At 59.1% G+C, this 19693-nt stretch carries 18 protein-coding genes, 1 tRNA gene and 1 pseudogene; 13 read left to right on the forward strand and 7 right to left on the reverse strand.

Translation table 11 applies throughout. The annotated features are described in order from the left end of the window. Positions 1-165: 165 nt before the first annotated feature. From GZ093_RS11710 to GZ093_RS11720, 3 genes and pseudogenes are all read left to right on the forward strand, one after another. Positions 166-241, forward strand: a tRNA-Arg gene (locus tag GZ093_RS11710). Positions 242-418: 177 nt separating this feature from the next. Beyond that, positions 419-1645 (forward strand): annotated as a pseudogene (locus GZ093_RS11715) (integrase arm-type DNA-binding domain-containing protein). Between the two features lie 103 nt (positions 1646-1748). Next, positions 1749-1883 (forward strand): hypothetical protein, encoded by a 135-nt coding sequence (locus tag GZ093_RS11720; protein WP_296486089.1) that lies wholly within the window; start codon positions 1749-1751, stop codon positions 1881-1883. A gap of 476 nt (positions 1884-2359) precedes the next feature. On the opposite strand, the gene GZ093_RS11725 is transcribed toward GZ093_RS11720, so the two are convergent. Together GZ093_RS11725 and GZ093_RS11730 are read right to left on the reverse strand one after the other, a co-directional pair. Next, positions 2360-2827 carry a hypothetical protein gene (locus tag GZ093_RS11725; protein ID WP_296486091.1) on the reverse strand — a complete coding sequence of 156 codons (468 nt, stop codon included), beginning with the start codon at positions 2825-2827 and terminating at the stop codon, positions 2360-2362. Positions 2828-2829: 2 nt separating this feature from the next. Continuing rightward, positions 2830-3138 (reverse strand): DUF4258 domain-containing protein, encoded by a 309-nt coding sequence (locus GZ093_RS11730; RefSeq protein ID WP_296486093.1) that lies wholly within the window; start codon positions 3136-3138, stop codon positions 2830-2832. 381 nt (positions 3139-3519) lie between these two features. Between GZ093_RS11730 and GZ093_RS11735 the strand changes: the two genes are divergently transcribed. Next, entirely contained in the window at positions 3520-3723 is a 204-nt protein-coding gene (locus tag GZ093_RS11735; RefSeq protein WP_296486096.1) for a hypothetical protein, read from the forward strand. A gap of 113 nt (positions 3724-3836) precedes the next feature. On the opposite strand, the gene GZ093_RS11740 is transcribed toward GZ093_RS11735, so the two are convergent. Further along, a complete protein-coding gene (locus GZ093_RS11740) occupies positions 3837-4256 on the reverse strand; it encodes a PaaI family thioesterase (RefSeq protein WP_296486098.1) in 420 nt (139 codons plus the stop codon). A gap of 219 nt (positions 4257-4475) precedes the next feature. Between GZ093_RS11740 and GZ093_RS11745 the strand changes: the two genes are divergently transcribed. Beyond that, complete coding sequence (locus tag GZ093_RS11745) at positions 4476-4835, forward strand: histone protein (protein WP_296486100.1); 360 nt, start codon at positions 4476-4478, stop codon at positions 4833-4835. A gap of 192 nt (positions 4836-5027) precedes the next feature. Next, entirely contained in the window at positions 5028-6494 is a 1467-nt protein-coding gene (locus tag GZ093_RS11750; RefSeq protein ID WP_296486102.1) for an aminoacyl-histidine dipeptidase, read from the forward strand. A 186-nt stretch (positions 6495-6680) separates the two neighbouring features. On the opposite strand, the gene GZ093_RS11755 is transcribed toward GZ093_RS11750, so the two are convergent. Further along, a complete protein-coding gene (locus GZ093_RS11755) occupies positions 6681-8087 on the reverse strand; it encodes an aspartate aminotransferase family protein (protein ID WP_296486103.1) in 1407 nt (468 codons plus the stop codon). Continuing rightward, positions 8020-8724 carry an FCD domain-containing protein gene (locus GZ093_RS11760; RefSeq protein ID WP_296486106.1) on the reverse strand — a complete coding sequence of 235 codons (705 nt, stop codon included), beginning with the start codon at positions 8722-8724 and terminating at the stop codon, positions 8020-8022. Before GZ093_RS11760 ends, GZ093_RS11755 begins: the two co-directional genes overlap by 68 nt. 177 nt (positions 8725-8901) lie before the next feature. Here GZ093_RS11760 and GZ093_RS11765 point away from each other — a divergent pair, with 177 nt between their 5' ends. From GZ093_RS11765 to phnX, 6 genes are all read left to right on the forward strand, one after another. Beyond that, the gene (locus tag GZ093_RS11765; protein WP_296486136.1) at positions 8902-9933 is read left to right on the forward strand and encodes a putative 2-aminoethylphosphonate ABC transporter substrate-binding protein; all 1032 of its coding nucleotides are present in this window, start codon (positions 8902-8904) and stop codon (positions 9931-9933) included. 82 nt (positions 9934-10015) lie between these two features. Then, entirely contained in the window at positions 10016-11095 is a 1080-nt protein-coding gene (locus GZ093_RS11770; protein WP_296486108.1) for a putative 2-aminoethylphosphonate ABC transporter ATP-binding protein, read from the forward strand. Further along, complete coding sequence (locus GZ093_RS11775) at positions 11092-12795, forward strand: putative 2-aminoethylphosphonate ABC transporter permease subunit (RefSeq protein ID WP_296486109.1); 1704 nt, start codon at positions 11092-11094, stop codon at positions 12793-12795. Before GZ093_RS11770 ends, GZ093_RS11775 begins: the two co-directional genes overlap by 4 nt. Before the next feature lie 15 nt (positions 12796-12810). Next, on the forward strand, positions 12811-13929 hold the full coding sequence (locus GZ093_RS11780) for a 2-aminoethylphosphonate--pyruvate transaminase (RefSeq protein ID WP_296486111.1): 1119 nt from the start codon (positions 12811-12813) through the stop codon (positions 13927-13929). Positions 13930-13944: 15 nt separating this feature from the next. After that, positions 13945-15171, forward strand: a complete 1227-nt coding sequence (locus GZ093_RS11785; protein WP_296486113.1) for an FAD-dependent oxidoreductase — start codon at positions 13945-13947, stop codon at positions 15169-15171. Between the two features lie 28 nt (positions 15172-15199). Further along, positions 15200-16012: a phosphonoacetaldehyde hydrolase gene (gene phnX / locus GZ093_RS11790; RefSeq protein ID WP_296486115.1), complete on the forward strand. Its 813-nt coding sequence runs from the start codon at positions 15200-15202 to the stop codon at positions 16010-16012. Positions 16013-16067: 55 nt separating this feature from the next. Here the strand turns inward: phnX and GZ093_RS11795 are convergent, their stop codons facing one another. Both GZ093_RS11795 and hisN read right to left on the reverse strand, forming a co-directional pair. Next, entirely contained in the window at positions 16068-16277 is a 210-nt protein-coding gene (locus GZ093_RS11795; protein ID WP_296486116.1) for a hypothetical protein, read from the reverse strand. A gap of 207 nt (positions 16278-16484) precedes the next feature. Then, the gene (hisN, locus tag GZ093_RS11800; protein WP_296486118.1) at positions 16485-17279 is read right to left on the reverse strand and encodes a histidinol-phosphatase; all 795 of its coding nucleotides are present in this window, start codon (positions 17277-17279) and stop codon (positions 16485-16487) included. Between the two features lie 349 nt (positions 17280-17628). On the opposite strand from hisN, the gene GZ093_RS11805 reads away from it, so the two are divergent. Continuing rightward, a complete protein-coding gene (locus GZ093_RS11805; RefSeq protein ID WP_296486120.1) occupies positions 17629-19680 on the forward strand; it encodes a LamG-like jellyroll fold domain-containing protein in 2052 nt (683 codons plus the stop codon). The last annotated feature ends 13 nt before the right edge of the window (positions 19681-19693 follow it).

The following is a 19693-nucleotide window of genomic DNA, read 5'->3' on the forward strand; positions in this document are numbered from 1 at the left end:
CAGCATTTGCTTGGGGTTTTTAATGGGGCCGGTGTGCGCCTCATCGTGAACAGAAGCGGGGCTGTTGTCGTTCATGGTGTCCTCTGGAAATCGGGGGGCTTGAAAAGCAGGTCGCGATTATAGCGGCCGCCCCTCTGAAAGCACCTACAATGCACGCTCTAACAAGCGGCTGTAGCTCAGTGGATAGAGTATTGGCCTCCGAAGCCAAGGGTCGTGGGTTCGATCCCCGCCAGCCGCACCAGACGACCGTTTCAAGACGTGTCAAAACATCTCAAAACCCGCATGCTTCCTAGCATCGCGGGTTTTTTCTTGCCTCATCACATTTCACCAGACACCATCACATTGCACACAAATGATGGTATTTGTGTTGGTACTTTCAACCTCGAAGTGCCAGATACCAACACAGGGGATTGAACCCATGGCACTCACTGATACTTTCGTTAAAAACGTCAAGCCAACAGGGGCAGCTGCCGGAGAGAAATACGCCGACGGACAGGGCTTGTGCTTGCACGTCAAAGAAGCGGGCCGGTACTGGCGGATGAACTACCGTTTCATGGGCAAGCAGAAGACGCTGGCCGTTGGCGTGTACCCCGAGGTCTCGCTGGCCAAGGCCAGAAAGCGCCGCGAGCTTGCGCGTGAGCAGTTGGCGGATGGCATTGACTCGGGTGACGCCAAGAAGGTAGAGCGGCAGGCCAAAGCCGACGCAGCCGCCAATATGTTTGAAGCTGTGGCACGGGTCTGGTTGAGCAAGACAGCCGCCAAGCGGGCGGAGGTTACGCAGGCGCGTATCACCACCCTGCTGGAGAAGGATGTTTTTCCCTTCATTGGTGCCATGCCGATCACTGCCATCAAACCGCGTGACGTGCTGGACAAGTCCGTGCGCAAGATCGAAGCCCGTGGCTCGATTGACATTGCGCACCGCGCCAAGCAGATATGCGGCCAGATATTCCGTTACGCAGTGGCCATTGGGTTGGCTGAGCGCGATATCACCACCGACCTGCGCGGTGCGCTGGAGGCAATACCGGAATTACACTTTTCTGCCATCAACGAGCCCAAGCAGGCAGGTGAGTGACTGCGCTCCATATTTGGCTACACGGGCCACCCTTGCACTGTGGCCGCGCTCAAGCTCTCCGCGATGGTGTTTGTGCGGCCTGGTGAATTGCGCACGGCTGAATGGGCCGAGATGGATCTGGACGCATCAGAGTGGCGCATACCCGGTAGCAAAATGAAAATGGGCATTGACCACTTGGTGCCGTTGTCCACCCAAGCGGTGGCGATTCTGCGCGGCGTGCATTCGCTCACGGGCCATGGGCGCTACGTGTTCCCCAGTTTGCGCACCGGCGAGCGCCCGATGAGTGAGAACACAGTGAATGCCGCATTGCGGGGATTGGGCTACAGCAAAGAGGTTCACACCGCCCACGGCTTTCGAGCGCTGGCCCGCACCATCATGGACGAGGTGTTGGGTGAACGCGTGGACTTGATTGAGCACCAACTGGCCCACGCCGTGAAAGACCCCAATGGCCGCGCCTACAACCGCACGGCGCATTTGCCAGCGCGGCGGGAAATGATGCAGCGCTGGTCGGACTATCTGGACAAATTGCGTGTGGGTGCGGAAGTGATTCCGTTCAAAACGGCAGCGGGGTAAGCAGTTTTTCCAGTCCTAGCCGTCGGCTGATCCCCGGTGGTGACAACCCGTTATTCCCTGACGGGCTGGACTGGCTCCTTGATTCAGGGGCGAGGGGGCAGCGATGGAAATCTACAAAGACGCTTGCGGGCATGCGCCGCTGCTAGTGAACTGCGAAGGCTATTGGGAGTTGCCGCTTGACGAGCTACCAGCCGAATTGAAGAAGTTGGTGCAGGACCATTTCTTTCTGTTCCCGTAGGACACACTGAATGTTGCCAACCGTCGCAATATTGCTGCACAGAACGACTAGAGCACCCGCTTCGCTTTTACATAACGCCGCATTGCCCTCAGTGTTCGCCAGTAACTGCGCTAAAGCTCCGTTTGGTGTCGCCCACCGCTTGCGCGCCCTTCGGGTGAAGGCAACAGGCGTTATGCAAAGTGGCCTTCGCTGGAGACGGTCGCACAGCCATCGGAGCTTCCCGGTCGCTGGCGCGCCCTACACGCCGCCGTCTGCGCGCCCTTGTGGGTGTGCCTGCACCTGGACATTGGTCAGGCGCTGCGCGCTGTGCTGTCGGTTAGTGGCCTGCGGCCAGTCATGTGGTAGGTATCCCCGCCCACCCGAGGGCCTCGCCGCTGCGCGGCTTGGCTCCGCGCTGAACTGCCCGTCCGCCCCCCGTGGGGGCTCCCTCAGTCAGCGCAAAACCGGGGGCAGCGGCGCTGACAAGCGCCGCCTTATCAAGCAGCCACGGCGTCCTCGTCGGCTGGCTCGCTGGTGGGCGTCCAGTGCCCCCGCTTTTCTTGCACCACGATGCGCTGCTTGACTATGCGCTCCACGGTCTTGATGCGGTCCATGACGCGGCAAATGGGTTCGTTGCCTTGCGCGTGCCCGGCGTAGAGCAGGCGCACCAGTTTGTCGGCCCAACGCGGCACCTTGCCAGACTTCTCCCAGCGGGCGATGGACTGGCCATCAATGCCCATCAACTTACCGAGTGCCGGTTGCGACAGGCCCATGCCTGCGCTGCGAATGTAACGCAGCTCCACGCCTGTCAGTACGCCGACCTTGGCACCCAGTGCCTGGCAAATGGCCTGCGTCAGGCCGTCGCCGTCGTGAAACGACACGGCGTCGCCAAACGGCGTTTTCTTGATCTCGTAGCCATTGGCCAGCCACACATTGCGCAGCCCGCCATCGGTGTAGTGGTACATAGTTAACTCCTCAAAAGATCAATCACTGTCACAACCGTGAGGCCGGGTTCCGGGTACTCCACCGCAACCACCACCGCCACGTTCATGCCGGACACAAATTGCTCCATGCGGCATTTGAGGCCAGAGAAGCGGATGTCCGGCTCCGGCTGGCTGTACATGCGCCCCATGCGCAACACCTCCATCACCATGGCTTGGTTTACGTGCCGGGCACGCATCTGGTCCCATGCGTGTTTGACAAAGGCCACGTTGGAGCTGTCTGCGGCTGACTGCCGGATGTGCCGTTCAAGCTGGTGGTTGGGCGGATTTGCCAAACCGACTCCTATCAAAATGATAGGTCGCAGTTTACGCCAATTGGGCGGGCAGGGTGTTGGTCGGGGTGTTTCACCTAGAATCAGAACGTGTCAAAAACCCGACAACGGGCGACACGCATGAAAACGTTGGTACTTTTGCTGGTACTTCGCGATTCATATTTTTAGAAACGTAGTATTTGTGCGGCTTTCGGGCTGATTTGTGATCCCCGCCAGCACCAGTATTTGAAACCCAGACGCGGCACCGCTATCCGGCCGGTTCGTGTTTGGCAATCATCCACCTCGCTCATCCAGTTCCTTCATGGAGTTGCCTGTGAGCATCAAACCCCCGTCTGATCCGCGCCGCTGCGGCGTTTTCTATATCCGGCTGATTGTTCCGCCCGCATGGATGTCGGCATTGGCGGCTTTGCGCGCGCTCTCAAAGCAGATGCCAAACAGTGCATCCACGAGAAGATCAGGATTGCTTTGCCAAACGGTATTGTTGAAACCGACACACATGAAAAGGCCGCGCAGGTGCCCAGCTATGCAGAGGCTTTGAATCAACGCAAGAGCGTTGACTGGCCAGGCATGCCAGGTCATAGTGGGTGAGACGCCATCAAGATGGGGAGCCATTGTTGTTGGCGGTCTTCTTCGCGTTCGGCCGGGGCGATGATTTGCGGCCATGTCGATGCTCTTCGGTTCCCGGATGCGCTCATCAAAAGCTAGGGCCGCGCTTTTTCATAAAGAATCATTTGTGTGCAGCGGAAAAGTGCCAAGGTCTTGCCTGTCTCGCGATGCGTGACCACGGCGTCCCATACCTGCGTCGTTTTACCAAGGTGCATAGCAGTCGCGGTGCATGCGATGATGCCGTCCCGGGCCGTTCCAAGGTGGTTGGACTTGAGCTCGATGGTTGTGAATCCGGTTGCGCCGGCTGGGAGATGGGACATGCAACCGAAACCCGCTGAGATGTCTGCCAGCGAGACAACGCTTCCAGCATGCAAGTAACCATTGGGCGCCATCAATGGCTTTGCCATTGGCATCTCGGACTTGACCTCAGATGCATCAACAAAAGTCATGACGATGCCAAGAAGACCCGGCAGGTGCTGCGCGTTTTGGTCGTTGAAATTCTGTGGGCTGTACATTCGGGTCCTGTAGGTTATCGGGCGAGTTTGCTCGAATCCTCACCAACTGACCAGGCGAAGTACCGGTGCAGGCGTCGTCTCTTCAATCCGACGTAGCTTGCATGTTCAGCCGCGCCTTGATGCCAGTCAAGTTCAGTCGACAGCGCTCGAAGAAATGATGACAATACCGGCACTGGCGAAAACAACTTTGCCAGGGCAACAACATAAGGAAATCAAATCATGGCAACTGCAAAAAAACCGGCCCTCAAGGCTGCAGCAACTCCGAAAGTGAAGACCCTGGCCAAGGTGCTCAAGCCAGCAGCTAAGCCTGCGGCTAAGCCCGTCGCCCAAAAGGCACCCGTGTCCAAGACCGCCAAGGCGATTGCAAAGTTCACCACCAGCATTGCCAAGCTGACCGAACGCAAGGACAAGATCAATGCAGAAATCAACGCGCTGCGTGATCAGCGGACGGCACTGAAAGCCGCTCCTGCAGCTGCTGCAGCACCTGTCGCACCGAAGGCGAAAGCGAAGGTTGCAGCCAAGGTTGCGCCCAAAGCTGCAGCGCCTGTCAAAGCGCTCAAGCGCGCTGCGAAGAAGTAAATAGCTGTCGCGACATCGTCGTGCTGCACAAAAGGCCCCTCGGGGCCTTTTGTCTTTTGGGCACACCCAAAGAGTAATTTCGCGAGCGCTTCGCCGCGCTGCATGGTTAATGTCGGCGAACCGTGCACCACACACGCCTCACAATCGCCGTGTCGGTAAACTGGTCACACTGACTACCAGCCTAGGAATCCCATGAGCACCTTGAAACCATCGTCCGCATTGGCGGCACTAGAGCCTGCCAGCGTCTGGGCGCACTTCGCAACCCTGTGCGCCATTCCCCGCCCCTCCAAGGGTGAGGCTCGCTTGCGCGAGCATTTGAAGGACTGGGCGCAGGCGCGGGGCCTCTCGACCTCGGTTGACGCGGTTGGAAATCTGATGGTGCGCAAGCCGGCCAGCGCCGGGCGCGAATCAGTGCCCGGCGTGGTCCTGCAGTCGCATTTGGACATGGTGTGTCAGAACAACGCGGACACGCCGCACGACTTCTTGCGCGACCCGATTGCACCGGTTGTGCAGGGCGGCTGGGTCATCGCCGAAGGAACCACGTTGGGTGCCGACAACGGTATCGGCGTGGCGCTGACACTGGCCGTTCTGGAGGACAGCACACTGGTCCACGGGCCGATCGAGGCCTTGTTCACTGTGGACGAGGAAGCCGGCATGGGCGGCGCGCGCGGACTGGCGGGCGATGCGCTGCAAGGTCGACTGCTGCTCAACCTCGATACCGAGGAGTGGGGCCAGTTCTATCTGGGTTGCGCTGGCGGCGTGGATGTCGACGTGCAGCGTTCGGGCCAGCCGCATGAACTTGCCGAAGGCTTTGTCGCGCTGCGCATCGAGGTACGTGGTCTGCGGGGTGGCCATTCGGGCGTGAACATCCACGAGGGGCGCGGCAATGCGATCAAGCTGCTGGTGCGCGTGCTGCGCCGGCTGGAGCGTCAGTGGGACGTGCGGCTGTCGACGTTGCAAGGCGGCTCGGCCAGAAACGCCCTGGCGCGCGAAGCCTTTGCCACATTGACCGTGCCGCTCCAAGCTGCTTCTGCTCTGGGTGAGGTGCTGGCCGGCTTGCAGACCGAGTTTCGCCAGGAGCTGGCCGGCGTGGATGACGGTGTGACCGTTTCGTACGCGCCGTGCACGCTCGAGCGCGTCATGGCGGCCTCGGACCAGTCGCTCTGGCTGGCGACACTGCACGCGGCCCCGCATGGCGTGAAGCGCATGAGCGTGCAGCTGCCGGGCGTGGTCGAAACGTCCAACAACCTGGGAATGGTCGACTTGAGCCCGACATCGGCAACCTGCAACTTCATGGTGCGCTCGTTGGTCGACAGTGCGGGACTTGAATTGGCCAACGAAATCACGAGCCTGTTTGCGTTGTCCGCCGTGGCGGCCGTCCAGTCCGGTCACTATCCGGGCTGGCGACCCAATCCCGATTCGCCACTGCTGGCCTTGTGCCAATCGGTCTATCGTGCCTCCTTCGGCAGCGAATCGACCACTCAGGTGATCCATGCCGGACTGGAGTGCGGCATCATCGGTGGAAAGTACCCCGGCCTGGACATGGTGTCGTTTGGCCCGACCATTCGTGGACCCCATGCGCCGGGCGAGTCGGTGCAAGTGCAGTCGGTCGAGCACTGCTGGCATCTGCTCAAGGCGATCCTGGCGGCAATTGCCTGATGCTGCCCTTGTTTTCCGGTCGGCGTCAACACCATGACCCACAGGTGCAGCGCATCGTGCTGAAACTGCTGTAGTGACCAAGATGCAGTGTTCAGGTTTCCAGCGCCCAAGATCAACGGATTCGATACAGCGTTGAAGAAACCGGTCGCCCGCAGAGCAAGCGTGCCGCCTGTTGTAGCGGCGCGATCAGCTCGCAATCTCGATTCGCAGGGCCGCTGCGATGCAGTCGAGCGCCCACCACAGTTCCTCCTCCAGGACATTCAGAGGAGGTGCCAGCACCAGCACGTTGCCTTGGCCGACCTTGAATGAAAGTCCATCTGACAGGCAACGGTAAAGCACCGCCTCGGCAAGGTCGGTGGCACTGCGGTCACCCATGTCGCGCAATTCAATGCCTAGCAGCAATCCGGCGCCGCGAACTTCTGCGATGACTGGCAGCTCGGCCGCAAGTCGTTTCAGACGGGCTAGGCAAGCCTCCCCCAAGACGCGACTGCGCGCAACAAGACCCTCTTCCTCGATCACATCAAGGACAGCCAGACCGGCAGCGCAGGCCAAAGGATTTTTTTCATGCGTGTAATGACCCAGCGAGATGTGTTGGGCGACGTCGAAATTCGAACGTGCGATCAGTGCCGCAAGAGGCATTGACCCGCCTCCCAGTCCCTTGCCGATGACAAGCATGTCGGGTTCAATGCCATATCGCTCTATCGCGAACAGGCTTCCGGTCCTGCCCAGTGCAATTGGAATTTCGTCGAGGATCAGTAGCGCGCCATGGCGGGTGCAGATTTCTCTGAGCCGTTGGTAATACGCAAGAGGTGGAATCTGGACGTCGGTGCAGCGCACCGTCTCGACGATGACCGCAGCAACATCACCTTCTTTCTTCATGCAATAGTCAAGGTAGTCAACGCAGCGCAGGGCGCATTGGCCGCCACAGCCGAAAGCGCATTGACCTGGATCGCAGGGAGGCACATGCTCGGCACCTGGTAGCAAGGGGCCGATCCCCTTGCGAAAGACGGACTCTCCACCGATAGAAACAGCATCGAGAGAGGCACCGTGAAAAGAATCCCACATCGAAATGGTCTTGAAGCGGCCCGTGACCACGCGAGCCAGTTTGAGCGCCATACCGATCGCGGCGGTACCGCCGGGGGCAAAAAGGAGCTTGGCATCGTCAATGGGTGCTGACGAGCACAAGCGGCGTGCCAGTTCGACGGCGTGCCGGTTGGTATAGCGACGCGGGCTGAAGGGCAGCTGCTCGAGCGTGTCCCGAATTGCTGCGACGACCTTTGGGTGGCCATAGCCAACTTGGTGCAGGCTGTTGCCGTGGAAATCAAGAATGCGCCGCCCGGAGATGTCAGTCAACCAAGAGCCTTGCGCCGCGACCACCGCATTGAGACAGGGCGTTGACATCGACTGGTGAAAGAACCATCGTGCATCCTCAGCCAGCAGTTCACGCGTTGCGTCGTTCAAATGCGCGGATTGCCAGTTGCGCCGACGATCGCCCAGGTTGACGTCACCTTCAGATCTGTCGAACTCAGCGCTCATGTCGCCTTCCTTCCTGGTTGCCGCCCTGCAGCATGCGTTGGCGACCGCCTCGAGCATGGGCAAAAAGAGCCTCGGCGCAGGCGGTAGCGTCTCCCGCGGCCAGTCGGTCAACAATGGCGCTGTGCTCTTCGGCAAAGTGGGGGATGGACTTTGGAGCCAGCAGGTTACGCTTTCGAAAGAGAGTGAGTTGTTTGACGAGTTTTCGGTAAGTCTCTGTCAGGGAGCGATTGCCGACCATCACCACGATCTGATCGTGAAAAGCCAGGTTGAGGGTATGAAATTGGTCAACATCATTTGCGGCGACAGACAGCATGACGTCGGTTAACGCGCGCAGGGTGACGAGTTGCTCCGTTGTGATACGTTCGGCCAGCAAGCGACCAGCGGTAGCGTCAAGCCCTGCACGCACATCATAAATATCTGCTGCGTCAGCCAGTTCGATCACCCGCACAAATACACCCCGATTCTTCTCTTGGTGGATGAGCCCAGACTCTTCCAGCATTCGAAAGGCCTCACGCAGCGGACCCCGCGACACGCGCAAGCGCTCTGCCAATGCGACTTCATTGAGCTTGGCCCCTGGCGCGAGTTCGCCCGAGAGGATGAGTGTTTCGATGGACGCTGCCACAAGCCGCGTTAGGGAAGTGCTTTGGAAGCGGGACAGGACGTCATCAACAGGCTGGGTGAGGAGTTCGGACATGCTTGCCTTGCACCGATAAAGCAATCAGTTTAATCCATCGAGTGTTTTTGTAGATTGTCAACAATCTGTCACATATGAACCATAGACTCTTTGGAATCTAAGCGACCACCGCGACAGTCTGATGACAACAGGCAGATTGTGCGGATATGTCTTAGCCATTTCATCAAGGAAACCCATATGAATCTGAAACGTTTAGCCAAATGCATCGCTGCAGCTGGCCTCTCACTGGCAGCTGCTCTTCCCGCATTTGCAGAAAAAACCGTACTTAACGTGTACACGGCGCTTGAAATCGACCAGCTGAAGGCTTATCAAGAGTCATTCAACAAGACGAATCCGGACATCGAGATCAAGTGGACCCGGGACTCAACCGGCATCATCACGGCCAAGCTGCTTGCCGAGAAAAGCAAACCAGTGGCCGACGTCATCATGGGTGTAGCCGTCTCCAGCATGGTTGTGTTCGAACGCGAGAGCATGTTGCAGCCCTACGCCGCGGCAAATCTCAAGGCGATCAACCCACGCTTTCGCGCGGCAGCCAATCCGCCGACCTGGGTCGGTATGGATGTCTGGGGTGCAGCGATTTGCTACAACGTCCCTGAAATGCAGAGGCAAGGCCTGCCGCGCATTGAGAGCTGGAAGGACCTGCTGAAGCCCGAATTCAAGGGCAAGATCGTCATGCCCAATCCGAATTCGTCTGGGACCGGCTTTCTTGACGTTACCGCCTGGCTGCAAATTTTCGGTGAAAAAGGCGGCTGGGACTATATGGACAAGCTCCATGAGAATGTGGCGGTTTATACCCACTCCGGCTCCAAGCCATGTGTCATGGCCGGCGCTGGCGAATTTCCGGTTGGCATTGCTTTCGAATACCGTGCCAACACCGTGCGTGCCAAGGGTGCGCCAATTGACATCGTCTTCCCCAAGGAAGGACTGGGCTGGGACATTGAAGCCACTGCCATCGTCAATGGTACGCCGCGTCTTGAGGCAGCCAAGAGACTGGCCGACTGGTCATCCTCGCGAGAGGCTAACGAACTCTATGCCAAGAATTTTGCCGTGGTTGCCATCCCCGGCATCGCGACACGGTTGAAGTTCGTGCCGAGTGACTATGAGAAGCGACTGGTCAAAAACGACTTCGAGTGGATGGGCAAGAACCGAAGCACCATTCTCGCCGAATGGCAAAAGCGCTATTCGACGAAATCGGAACCCAAGAAGTAAATCCGAATGAAGCTACCCATTGGGGCGTGTCCAGCGGCATTGAGGACACACGTCGATGGATGCATTGTTCACGAGACTCCCAATGGCACACCTTGAAATCAAGCAACTGACGAAGCGCTATGGGAACTTTGTTGCACTCGATCACATCGACCTGGCAGTCGAAGAGGGAGAGTTCGTCGTCCTGCTCGGTCCATCGGGCTGTGGCAAAACAACGCTGTTGCGTGCGATTGCCGGACTGGAACTGCAGGACAGTGGACAGATTGTGCATGCGGGTCGGGACATCTCCAGGCTCTCTCCAGCCCGGCGCGACTACGGAATTGTCTTTCAGTCATACGCGCTCTTTCCCAACTTGAATGTTGGTGCGAATGTGGCCTATGGCTTGAACAGCCAAAAAGGTGATCGCAGGGCGGCTCGGCAGGGCATCACGCAGCGCGTCCAGGAGATGCTCGAACTGGTCGGTTTGCCGGGTACCGAAAGTAAGTTTCCGGCCCAGTTGTCCGGTGGCCAGCAACAACGTGTCGCATTGGCCCGTGCGTTGGCGACGTCGCCCGACCTCTTGTTGCTTGACGAGCCGTTATCGGCGTTAGACGCGATCGAACGGGTGCGGCTGCGTTCCGAGATTCGCGGTCTCCAGACAAGGTTGGGCGTGACCACCATCATGGTTACCCATGACCAGGAAGAAGCGTTGGCCATGGCCGACCGCATCGTCGTCATGAAAAATGGCCAAGTCCAGCAAGTCGGCCAACCTCAAGAAATCTACCGCTCGCCGGGCAATGATTTCGTTGCCGACTTTATTGGGCGTGGCAACCTGATTGAAGCCACCCCTGCGGGCGCACAACACATTCGTGCGGGTGATTTGCTGCTGCGTTGTTGCATCGAGATCGATCAAAACCGCAAGCATCGTTTTTATGTCCGTCCGGAAGATATCCGTCTGCACAACATCCTTGATGACTGTGAAAACAGCTTCACTGCACAAGTGCTGAAATACGAGTTCTTAGGTCCTTACTCTCTGGTCACGCTGGATGCCAAAACCGGCCAGAGCCGCCCATTGGTTGCACAGTTTTCGAGCAACTATCTTGACGGTCGACCAATCCATCCAGGGTCCATTCTGCGCATCGGAATTCCTGCTGAGCACCTGCGCCCGATGCCGGCCGCCGCATGAGTCGCAGCACGCTCGCGATTCCCGTGCGCGCCAATAGCAGCAGCTGGAGTGATCGACTGCCCGGCTGGTTGTTGGTCGCGGCTGCTTTGCTGCTTTGCATTTTCCTGCTGCTGCCCATTGGCATGTTGCTGGCAGGCAGCGTGCAAGACGATCAGGGGCAATTCAGCCTGACTCGATTCGGCGAGTTTGCTGCCACACCTGGTATGGGCACTGCGGTCTGGAACACTCTTTGGGTCGCAGTCGTCGTCACCTTGATCAGCGTGCCGTTGGCCTTTTTTTATGCATATGCAATCCAGCGGGCCTGTGTGCCGCTGCGTGGCCTTTGGCGCATCGTTGGTTTGTCTGCCCTGCTGGGGCCGTCGCTGGTCGGCGCCATTTCGTTCATCCAGTGGTTCGGCACCCAGGGTGTCCTGAAGTCTTGGCTCGGAGACAATTCTGTCTATGGCCCGATCGGGATCATCATGGCCACCGTCTACGCAAGCTTCCCGCATGCACTTATGATTTTGGTGGTGGCACTGGCCACCGCCGACGGGCGCCTGTTTGAGGCGGCTGACGCGCTGTCCGCATCGCGCTGGCGCAAATTTCTTACCGTCACGCTGCCCGCGGCCCGCTATGGTCTGATCAGCGCGGCACTGGTTGTGTTCTCCTATTCGGTCAGCGAATTTGGCATTCCCAAAGTGATCGGCGGCAACTTCCAGGTGCTGGCGGTGGAAATTTATGTACAAGTCGTCGGCCAGCAAAACTTCGGGCGAGGTGCCGTGGTAGCCCTTCTGCTGCTCATTCCGGTGCTGGTTGCGTTTGCGGTGGACTGGCGGGTTCAGCGCCGGCAGCAGGCGAGTTTGACTGCACGCGCCGTGCCTTATGTGCCGCGCCCGGACTGGCACCGTGACCTGCCCTTGCTGATTTATTGCATGCTGATGGCCACCGCCATGCTGGGGGTTCTGGTCATGGCCGCTTACACGTCCTTGGTCAGCTACTGGCCATACAACCTCAAGCTGACAACCAACCATTACATCTGTGGCCTGGCCGAGGCGGGGGTGCTCGATGCCTACGTGAACAGCCTCAAGCTTGCTGTACTCACCGCGCTGGTGGGTACGCCCTTCATTTTCTTGACCGCCTACCTGATTGAAAAGACGCGCGCGGGGCCCTCGTGGTTGCGCCCAGTCCTGCAGGCCATGGCTGCTTTGCCCATGGGTGTTCCTGGTTTGGTACTGGGTATCGGCTACATCCTGTTCTTCAATCACCCTGACAACCCGCTGAATGGTCTCTACCACACCTTGGCTATCATGGTTGTGGCCAACGTCGTGCATTACTACACGTCCTGTCACTTGACGGCGCTAACCTCGCTCAAAAGCATCGATCGTGAATTCGAGGCGGTTGCTGCCTCGCTCAAGGTGTCTCAATTCACCACCTTGTGGCGGGTCACCTTGCCGGTGTGCCTTCCTGCGGTACTGGACATCTCCCGTTACCTCTTCATTAATGCGATGACCACCGTGTCGGCCTTGGTTTTTCTGTACTCACCGCAGACGCTTCCGGCCTCAGTGTCCATCCTCAACCTGGATGAGGCCGGTGAACTCGGGCCAGCCGCCGCCATGGCAACGCTCATTGTGCTGACCTCAACCATCGTCAGTCTGCTGTACGCCTTCGCCTCGCATTTCCTGCTGCACCGGCATCAGGCCTGGCGCCAACTCAAACGATAGGACTATGGATTACTTATGTACTCGCTCGATCGTGACCCTTTGCTGCTGACCCCCGGTCCGCTGACCACCTCGCTGCGGACCAAACAGGCCATGCTGCATGATTGGGGCTCCTGGGATTCCGCCTTCAACCGCATCACCGCAGAGGTATGCAGCCAGCTGGTTGATATTGTTCACGGCAGCGAGACACACGTTTGTGTGCCGCTACAAGGTTCAGGCACCTTCTCAGTGGAGGCCACACTGGGAACGCTGGTGCCACGCCACGGCAAGGTGCTGGTCCCCAACAACGGCGCCTACTGCGCACGTATCCTGAAAATTCTCACTTACCTCGGCCGGGAATCGGTTGAACTCCCCTTTGCCGAAGACCAGCCAGCCGACCCGGCAGCCATTGAAACCGCGTTGATGGCCGATCCGGGCATCACCCACGTCGCGCAGGTACATTGCGAAACTGGTACCGGCATCCTGAATCCCCTTGCCGAGATCGCCGCAGCCGTGGCTCGGCAGGGACGCGGTTTGATCATCGATGCGATGAGCTCCTTCGCCGCCATCGAGATCGACGTCCGCACGACCCCGTTTGACGCGCTCATTGCCGCGTCGGGCAAGTGCCTGGAAGGTGTTCCAGGGTTGGGATTTGTGATCATTCGCCGAACTCAGCTGGAGGCCAGCGCCGGCAACTGCCACTCATTGTCCATGGACCTGCATGACCAATGGGCGTACATGCAAAAGACATCCCAATGGCGTTTCACACCGCCAACGCATGTGGTGGCCGCATTGCATGAAGCGCTCGCCCAGTACCGCGAGGAGGGCGGCCTCTCGGCGCGTGGTGATCGGTACATGGCGAATTGTGTTGCCCTGGTCGAGGGCATGCGCGAACTTGGGCTGAAATCTTTCCTCTTACCCGCCTTACAGGCGCCAATCATTGTCACTTTCCACGCCCCAGCACATCCGGCCTACAACTTCAATACCTTCTACCAAGGCGTGCGCGAACGCGGATTCATCCTCTACCCGGGGAAACTGACCCAGGTCGAAACATTCCGGGTCGGCTGCATCGGTGCGCTGACGCCGCAAGATATCGCCAAGGTGGTCGATGCGGTGGGTGCGACACTGCGCGACATGGGTGTCGCAGTCATGGTTTGACGCCGGGTGATACAGATGACTCAGCGCGATGTTCTCATCATTGGCGGCGGCATTTTCGGATCAGCCATTGCCTGGGCGCTGGGTCGCCGTGGCCTTGGCAAACGGGTGCTGATTCTTGAGCGCGAGCAGCCGGCCAGCGGGGCAACCAGCCGGGCAGCAGCCCTGGTTACGATGGCGCGCGACGATCCTTCACTGATGGCGCTGGCAGGAGAGACTTTCCGCGCCATGGCTGTGCTGGAAGGCGAATATGGCGAAGGCATCGGCCGTCGTACTGTGGGTGCACTGCACGTCGTGCCGACCAGTGACGGCGACGCACTGAAGGCCCGGGTTCAACATTGCGCCAGTTACGGCATTGCAAGTCAGTGGGTTGACAAGCCCGAGGCCTTGGCCCGCGCCCCGTGGCTGGCACCGCAATCCTTTGATCTTGCTGCTTTTTACCCCGACGATTGCTTCGTCGATCCTTATCTTCTGTCCAGCGCTTACCTTCGCACGGCCTTGCAGATGGGTGCGCAACTGCGGCTCGATTCCAACGTGCTGACCATCATGCGTCATGCAGGAGGCGTCACAGGCGTCAAGTTGACAGACGGCACGCTGCTGCCAGCCAGCATCGTCATCAACGCGGCCGGCACCTGGGCCAACCTGCTCAGCGTCGGGCTGGGTCTGCCGCTGCCCATGGCGCCCGTACGCAGCCAGTATTGGATCACAGAGCCTGCGCCAATATTTCCACGTGATGGCGCCATCGTGCTCATGCCGGAAATCCGGGCGTATGCCCGTCCCGAGGTCGGCGCCTTGCTCTTTGGCGTGCGTGAACAACAGCCAGCCGTGGTCGATCCACGCCAGTTGCCGCGCGACCTTGCCGGGTTCGTGTTTGACTCGGATGATGCTGACGGTTGGAAAAACCTAGCCGAGGGTGCTGCCACCCTGGCCCCTTACTTTCCAGCGCTCAACACCTTGGGCATGGCGCACTACATCACCGGCCCCAGCACCTACACGCCTGATGGGCAATTGATCATCGGCGCCAGTCGTGCCTTTGCTGGACTGTTTGTGGCCACTGGCTGCAACGGCTCGGGCATCACGTTTTCTGGTGGTGTGGGGCGGCTCGTGGCTGAACTCGTCTGCGGCGAGCCCGCCTTCGTCACGCCAGAAGTTTTCGATCCAGAGCGTTACGGTGATTTCGATCCCTACGCTATGGCCTTTCTCAAGTCCTGCGCTGCCGCGCGGGCACAGAAATCAGCCGGCTAAAACCCGGACAACTCTGGAGTTATCACCCATGCATCCGCAAATAGAAGCCGTCATTTTCGACTGGGCAGGCACGATCGTTGATTTCGGCTCCTTCGCACCAACCCAGATCTTCGTCGATGCCTTTAAACAGGCTTTCGATTTCGAGCTTTCACTGGCAGAAGCCCGCGGCCCCATGGGGCTGGGCAAACTGCAACACATTGAAGCGCTGGGGAACGATCCGGCCATCGGTGGGCGCTGGCAGGCAAAATTTGGTCGCCCGATGAATCATGTTGATATCAACCACATTTACCAGACCTTCCTGCCCCTGCAGGTGGAACGGGTCGGCGACCATGCCGACTTGATTCCAGGGGCTCTCGAAATGGTTGCCGGCCTGCGCTCACGAGGTCTCAAGATCGGTTCAACCACCGGCTATCCACGCCAGGTGATGACCAAGTTGATCGAAGTGGCCGCTACCAAGGGGTATTTCCCAGACTGCACGGTGTGTGCTGATGACCTCAAGGCAGGCGCGCGACCTGGGCCATGGATGGCCTTGCAGTGTGTTCTCGAACTGGAAATCGGCAGTGTTGCCCACTGTATCAAGGTGGATGACACACTGCCAGGTATTGCCGAGGGTATCAATGCGGGCATGTGGACGGTTGGACTGGCGCTCTCAGGTAGCCCGGCCGGCTTGACCCTTGCCGAGTACCACTCTGCGTCGGTCGATCAACTGGCAGCCATCCGATCGAGGGTTACGTCAGAGTTCAAAACGGTAGGTGCGCATTACGTGATTGATACCGTCGCTGACTTGCTGGCGGTGCTAGAAGACATTGAGAAGAGAATGGCGCGTGGAGAACGCCCTTGATCCACGGTTCCAGGCAATGAGCTTCATGCATCGTCCGACATGTCTGATCCGAACATCAACCAGCTGTTACGACGTTCCGATGGCGTTCAGTGCCCTGGCCCGAGCGGCGCTCACGGTAAGGGGCGAACCACCACGAATGCCTGGATTCGATGGTTTCACGGGACTCCAGTGCTTGTTTCACCTGCAAAACCATCTCATCATCTGGCCCATAGCGAACCTGCATTTTTTGGAACAGCCGTTTCAGATTGTCGATGTTTCTGGACATGATTTTCTCCAAAAAAAGTGATGATAAGCCCAGTTGCGGTCAATTTTTCGAGTCAGATATCCTTCACGCCAAGGGTCTAGCCAGTAAGGTTAGATCGTGCAACAAGTTGCTGCAGCGGACATCTACTGCCTCCACTTGCTTTTATCGCAAACACTCCTGGGGCGTCAAACGCAGCCGAAGCCAAGGGGACTTTCCCCACTTGGCAGATTAGGAGTCCGACAATACCGCAAGGGCCTGCGCGTGCAGTTCAGGGGTGGCGGCGGCCACGACGCGGCCGTCCGAGGACACCGTCAGCGGCGCGCCCTGCCAGTCGGTGATGCAGCCGCCGGCACCCTCGACCAGACAGACCAGCGCCATGTAGTCGTAGGGCTGCAGCCCGGCTTCCACGACCAAGTCCACATGGCCACCCGCCAACTGGGCGTAGGAATAGCAGTCGCCTCCAAAGCGGCGTAGCACGCACTGTCGGCTGAGCACATCGAAGCGCTGCCAGTCAGAGGCGCCAAACGTGTCGGGCGAGGTGGTGTAAAGACGCGCCTGCACCAGTGAGCGGCAGCCGCTGGCATGCACTGGCCGCCCGTTCCACTGCGCGGCGCCACCAGATTGACAGAACCAGCGTTCGTCCAGTATCGGCATATCCATCAGGCCCAGCACGGGTTGACCGCGGTGCAGCAAGGCGATCAGGGTGCCCCACAGCGGCGAGCCGGAAATGTAACTCTTGGTGCCGTCGATAGGGTCAAGCACCCAGACATATTCAGCCTGCATGCGCTCGCAGCCATGCTCCTCGCCCAAGATGCCGTGGTTGGGATGCGCCTGCCGCAGCCATTGACGCATCGCGGCCTCGGTTTCACGGTCGGCGATGGTCACCGGGCTTTCGTCATCTTTGGTCACTACATCCAATGGCGTCCGGAAGTAAGCCAGCGTATGGCGGCGCGCCACATCAGTGAGGGCAAAAGCGCTTGCTAGGAAATTCTCTGGCAGAACCGGTGTTACAGGTGAAGTCATAAAGCAGTCATAAATAAGTGTGATTATCGGCCTGTTAATTTTTGTATTTGTGTATTTTTGTGCAACTTCAAAGGTTACCAGAAGAGCAAGTAATGGCAGTGACTCAGCATTCCGATCTGCTAGACATTCCGATTTTTTGCGCCGCTTCATTTTTGGAGAAACCCATGACCCTCTACTTTCCCTTGTCTTCGCTGTCACGCCAGCCACTTCTCCTCGCATTCGCGGGTGCCGGGATGGTCCTGCACGCGCCGCGCGCGAGCGGAAAGCGATCCTAGGCACCTGGCAGAAAACCATAGCCCGCTGATTGGCGCGGCTATTCAGAAACCTTACGACAGGTATATCCCTCATCATGAAACAACGAATCAAAACCCATATGGCTGCCGGTTGCCTGGCAGTGGCCAGCCTGCTCGCAGGCTGTGGCGGCGGCGAAACTTCTGCTGCCGCAACGGTCCCTGGCAGCGAACTAGCGGCAAGTAACCTCAACCAGGGACTCAGCAGTACCAAGACCCTGGTCGTCGAGATCGATGGCGTGGACTTCGAAGCGCTGCGAGAAGCGATCACCCAGCATCGTGTCCCGGCGCTTGCATCGCTCCAGGTCGCCCCCGCTTGGACCGGCGGAAGCAACGGCACGCTCAGCGAGCAGCGTGTCAGCGGCGGTCCAGGCTGGGCCAGCTTGGTCACTGGCACGTGGGCCAATCGCCATGGCGTGCACTGGGACACGGACGACCAGCGCATTAACACCAAAGCGCCGACCGTGTTCGCGGCGGTGCGGGCCAAATCTGCCGAGCTGAAAACCGCGGCCGTCACGAGCAACTCGGCCTACCAAAGCATGCTGGCCACTGACATACAGACAGGTGCGATTGACGCCGCTGTCGACTGTGCCGGCGCCGACGAGTGCGTAACCGAACGCACAAACCAATTGCTGCTGGCCGGTTATGACCTGCTGGTCGCGCAGTACAGTGCACCGGCGGCAGCAGCCGCGAACAACGGCCTGCGCGGCGGTGCGTATCAGAAGGCGCTCGCCGACACTTCGAGCGCGGTTGGCAAACTGCTCGCGACCATTGCCCGGCGCACCACCAACGATCCGAGCGAAGACTGGCAGGTAATCATTACAACGGGCTACGGGCTCGACGCTTTCGGCACCGCGAGTGGTCTGCAAACTGCCGCCAACAAAACGATCTTCATCGCCAGCAACAAGCCGCTGGACGGATTACCTGCCGTCGGCACTGACGCCCCGACGGAGGACAAACTGCAGATGCTCGCCGCGGCGACTGACATCGCTCCAACGGTCTTGCGCCAACTGGGTATCAGCCCGGCACCGACCGAATATGGCTTCAATGGCATGGCACTACAGAGCGCGACCAGCCTGCGCAGCCTGACGGCCACCACGGGCACCGACAAGACGAGCATCAACCTCACCTGGACACTCGCAGGCCGCAAAGCCCAACCTGTGCAGGTGCTGCGCGACGGACAACTGATCGCGACGCTCGCAGTCGACGCGACGGCATACTCCGATGCTGTCCAGGCCGCGAGCGACGGGACCTATGTTTATCGCTACACCGTGGTCGCTGGCGAGGCCTCTGTGTCCCTCACAGCCCAGATTGCCTACGTGAAGCCCGCGACGCTCGCTCCGACTCTGGTCAACGGACTGCTCAACTACTACCCGCTTGATGCGCTGCCAGCGGTCGACGTAAAAGTCGCTTCCACACTCGTCCCTTGGGCCATGGATGCGAACGGCGGCACACTCATCACAGACGACAGCTTCAACGCAACGTACCGGACAAAGGCGCTGCGCATCGACAGCGCTGTGAAGAATTCCAGCGGAATGGCTGGCTACCGCCTGCAGCAAACCAATGACGTCACGACCGATCCTGCGGCCACCGCCTTCACGATTGGCTTTTGGGTGCGCACCGACGCTACCTGCAGCCAAGGTGTAAGCAACGGCGCCACGGTCATTGGCAACAAAAACTATACGAGCGGCATTAACGCGGGCTTGGCCATTGGCCTGTTCGGAAGTTGCGAGATCCGCTTCAACGTGGGTACCGGTAGCGCGCGTGCCGATAGCAACGGTTACGGCCTCAGCGCCGGTCAGTGGGCTTACGTCGCGGTGGTGATCGATAAGGCCAATCTCAAGATGACCGGCTACGTGTTCGATCCCGTGAAGGGAGCGCAAACGGGCAGCGTAGTCCTCACGGCGGCACTCATTGGAAAACTAGGAGGCCTGAACAATGGCTTCGGCCTCAACGAAGACGGCACCGGACTGTATTACCAGCGCGAAACCAGTTCACCACGCGGTGCGATGGACTTTAACGACTTCGCCATCTGGAGCCGCGAGCTCACGGGCGACGAACTCGCCAGCGTTTACAAGGCAGCGCAGCCGCTGTCGTCCTTGAATCCCTGACCTGTAGACCAAA

Origin of the sequence: Rhodoferax sp. (genome assembly GCF_010365055.1) — a bacterium.
Classification (GTDB): domain Bacteria; phylum Pseudomonadota; class Gammaproteobacteria; order Burkholderiales; family Burkholderiaceae_C; genus Rhodoferax.